The organism is Paenarthrobacter sp. CM16 (assembly GCF_013179505.1).
GTDB lineage: Bacteria > Actinomycetota > Actinomycetes > Actinomycetales > Micrococcaceae > Arthrobacter.
The window spans coordinates 1-3,573 of the sequence record NZ_JABMCX010000387.1 but is presented as its reverse complement, the minus strand read 5'-3'; the positions used below and the strand labels follow the sequence as shown (position 1 = coordinate 3,573).

Annotated in this window: 4 protein-coding genes and 1 tRNA gene; 2 read left to right on the top strand and 3 right to left on the bottom strand. The window is 60.2% G+C overall.

The features are described from left to right. Both HP499_RS22180 and HP499_RS22175 read right to left on the bottom strand, forming a co-directional pair. Positions 1 to 535: ROK family protein (locus tag HP499_RS22180; RefSeq protein WP_216660246.1), on the bottom strand; the 535-nt coding region annotated here is incomplete at its 3' end. Positions 536 to 758: 223 nt separating this feature from the next. Continuing rightward, positions 759 to 1,904: a methyltransferase gene (locus HP499_RS22175; RefSeq protein WP_309138437.1), complete on the bottom strand. Its 1,146-nt coding sequence runs from the start codon at positions 1,902 to 1,904 to the stop codon at positions 759 to 761. Between the two features lie 185 nt (positions 1,905 to 2,089). Between HP499_RS22175 and HP499_RS22170 the strand changes: the two genes are divergently transcribed. Continuing rightward, positions 2,090 to 2,467 carry a cupin domain-containing protein gene (locus HP499_RS22170; RefSeq protein ID WP_172326255.1) on the top strand — a complete coding sequence of 126 codons (378 nt, stop codon included), beginning with the start codon at positions 2,090 to 2,092 and terminating at the stop codon, positions 2,465 to 2,467. 61 nt (positions 2,468 to 2,528) lie between these two features. Here HP499_RS22170 and HP499_RS22165 read toward each other — a convergent pair. Continuing rightward, positions 2,529 to 2,601: transfer RNA gene (locus HP499_RS22165), tRNA-Ala, on the bottom strand. A gap of 391 nt (positions 2,602 to 2,992) precedes the next feature. On the opposite strand from HP499_RS22165, the gene HP499_RS22160 reads away from it, so the two are divergent. Continuing rightward, positions 2,993 to 3,573, top strand: a 581-nt coding sequence (locus tag HP499_RS22160; protein WP_172326254.1) for a ScbR family autoregulator-binding transcription factor, incomplete at its 3' end; no start/stop codon positions are given.

Genomic DNA, 3,573 nt, shown 5'->3' with positions numbered 1-3,573 from the left:
GGGTCTCCAGCCCCGTGGCTTCGCTCAGGGCCTCACGGATGCGCACCCTGTTCCACCTCGTCAACAGAGGCGGCTCCACCACTGAGCCTTCATTGAGGTCTATGGGTCCGGGGACAGCAACGCCAAGACCAGCGATCTTGGACGCGTCCACTCCCGACTCTTCGACCAGCACTTTGATTTGCTCCGCGATGCTGGTGATCACACCGGCGGGGTCACCGCCCGGGGTGGACATCCGGGAATGCCGGACCACGTCACCCAAGAGGTCAAGAACAACAAAAGTGATAACGGCGGGGTCCAAATGGACACCAATGGCGTACATCCCGGCGGGATTCAAGCGCAGGATGGTTCGCGGTTTGCCCGGACCCGATCCTTCCTTGCCGGCTTCAACAATCAACTGCTGGTCCAGCAAGCGCCGGGAGATATTTGAAATGGTTTGGGGGGAAAGCCCAACAATCTGTGCCAGCTCCACACGGCTGAGTCCCTGCGCTGACCGCCGGATCGCCTCCAGAATGACGGTCAGATTGAAGTCCCCCATACGGGGTAGATTCGTTCCGCGCCTCGGTGTCGGCTGCCGGATCTCAGTCACTGATGCCCCTCGTCATTCGGAAAAACTTCGTCGAATTTAGTCTGTGTCTGCATCGTACGGTACCCACGGCTCCACAGATACGAGCACACGCTGGCGCCGGAGTCAGGGCTTGATAACAATGCCACTGAATTGTATGCGACAGCCTCCCTGACCGTGCCTTGATGACGGCGGCTCACGATTTGAGGCTGCGCGTCACCGTGAACTTCGGATTGCGCCCTTCTTCCGACGTTGGCCCAATGAGCCGTTCCAATGCCCCCCGGTACTGCAAATGACTGTTGTAAACGGTCCACAGCTCTCCGCCCGGCGCCAGTACCCGCGCGGCAGCCTCGAACATTTTGAGCGCCGCGCCGGCATGTACGCTCGCTCCAACGTGGAAGGGCGGGTTCAGCAGGATCAGGTCAGCGCTACCGGCCTCAAGCGTGGACATCGCATCATCGTGTAGGACCAGCACCCGCTCCCCCACCCCATTGGCCTCAGCGGTACCCCGGGCCGAGTCAACAGCAGCCGCGGATTGGTCCGTTGCAACCACAAGGGCTTCCTTGTGGCGCCGCGCATACATGGTGGCAAGGATTCCAGTGCCGCATCCCAGATCCACAACGCGCCGGGCGGCCGTCATTCTGTCCAGGAAAGTCAGCAGGTAACGCGTCCCGATGTCCAGGCGGGCGCCGGAGAAGACGGCACCATGGGCACACACCGTGATTCCCAGTTCCGGCACCGGTTCCACCACGGGAAAGGGGGGTTCGTCCGGAGCAGCCTTGGGGGTCCGGGCAATGATCACCCTGGACTTCTGCCGGCCAAGCTGGGGTTGTACCGAGGAGAAGTACTTCTCCAGAACCAAGTTCATGCCGGTAGACATATGCTTGACCCGGCCACCGGCCAACACCACTGCCTCCGGGGCGGCGAAGCGCGCTACGGCGTCCGCGATTTCCTCCAGTTCGGCCAACGACTTGGGCAATTGAATGAGGATCAGCCCGGCATTGTCCAGCAGTTCTGCGTCCAAGCCATGCTGTGTGAAACGGTTTTCCAGGCCTGTTGTGGCTGCGTTGCGCTCCAACGCCAGCCTTCCAGTGAACAGGTCCTGGTGGACGCGGACATGCCCGACGCCGAGTCCCGTCAAGGCACCCAGGGTCAGGGCGCCGTAGCGGTCGCCAATGACCACTACGTTGGTACCCGCGCCAACAATTCCGGCAGCTGTTTCCAGGAGAAGCCGATCCGTGGCGTCGTATGCCTGCAGGTTGTCCGCTACGACGTCCGGGAACCTGCTCAACGAACCGAAAAGAGTATCCAGTTCCAATGCCGTCACGATGAAGGTTCTCACTTTCGTTGCGTTTTTGTCTCGACTTTGTCAGTGCTTGGGAGGAACCTGAGAGTGCAGCACGCAAACACCTGGTTGTCCCGTCAGCTGGTGAATCATCAGAGCGGCGGCAGGCACGCGTCGCGGTGGCCATGGAGCCAGGCACCGGGACCATCCGTTATCCGGCTCCCCCTCCCCTGCGAGAAGCCATGAGTGTCAATGTTGTCACGAATCTCGAAGTAAAGTCCCACAACTCCCCCGACGAAGCACGCCGTCCGGACAAGACCGTCCTGGATCTCGTTACGGTGGGAGATTACACAATCGGCCGTATGACCTTTGAACCAGGTTGGACCTGGGCCGACTGCATCAAACCCGTAGTAGGTACCGATACCTGCCAGTTGAGCCACGTTGGATTCTGCGTTTCGGGCAAGCTGGACGTCGAAACCGACGACGGCGGCCGGATCAGTATTTCCGCCGGTGACTCCTACACGATCCCGCCAGGGCACAACGCCCGAGTGGTTGGCGATCAGCCATTCCAGGGCGTCGAGTTCGTCAGCGGCGCCGAATTCGCCAAACCACCTGAATAGGGTCGCGGCATCAAGGAAAAGCAAAAGACCCCGCTCCCATGAGCGGGGTCTTTTTCCGAAGTGGAGCTGAGGGGACTCGAACCCCTGACCCCCTGCATGCCATGCAGGTGCGCTACCAGCTGCGCCACAGCCCCGGATTTGTTGAATCCCAGGAGAAGATTTTCTCTTCCCGTCGAAGCAACTCGTCAATACTAACCACATTCCTTCGAGAAGCGAAATCGCCCGGACGTGAACTATGTCACTCGAAAGAAACGGCCTTCAGATGGTGTCAGGCAGCCAAGGCGCGCTGGATCATATCCACCGCGCCTCCCCCCAAACGGGCTGCCGTCGGGCGTGCCGTAGACCAGCCCGCCCCCAAGAAGTCTAAGTTCGAAGCTTCTAGAAACCAAACCGTACAGTCGGTTTAATTAGTTCAGTGGTACAAGGCCGGTGATAGCGTTATGGAGGTTCCCGCAGGGTCTTGCGCGCGAATCCCCGGGGGATCCTCGTGTCCCACGCCATCACTGGAAAGGTCAGTCACCGCCGATGCAGCAACGTGCGCAGGACACCCGGCTGGCAGTCATCCAAGGCGCAGCCCTTGTCTTTGCAGAGATCGGCTATGGAAACGCGAGCCTTGCCGACATCACCAAGAGAGCGGGCGTGACCAAAGGCGCGCTCTACTTTCACTTCACGTCCAAGCGGGAACTTGCCTTGGCAGTCATCGACGAGCAACACGCCTTGGTACAGGCAGCCGGCGCTGACATCGCATCCTCCCAGAGCCCCGCTCTGGAAAAAATCATCGGACTATGCAGGATGTTCGGGCAGCAACTATTGGAGGAGCCGATCGTCCAAGGGGGTATCCGGCTCACATTCGAGGCCTCCGCCTTCCAAGCTGACGTTTCCGGGCCCTACCAAGACTGGATCACCACCGTTGAGCAGTTGCTGGCCCAAGCCCGGAATGAGGGTGATGTCCGCGCCGACCTGGATTCCGCTGCGTTTGCCCGCTACTTGATCGCATCCTTCACCGGGGTTCAAATGGTCTCCGAAGTCCTCACCAAGCGGGAGGATGTCATGGCCAGGATTGAAGAGATGTGGGAATTCATGCTGCCGGCCCTGACTACGGCTGC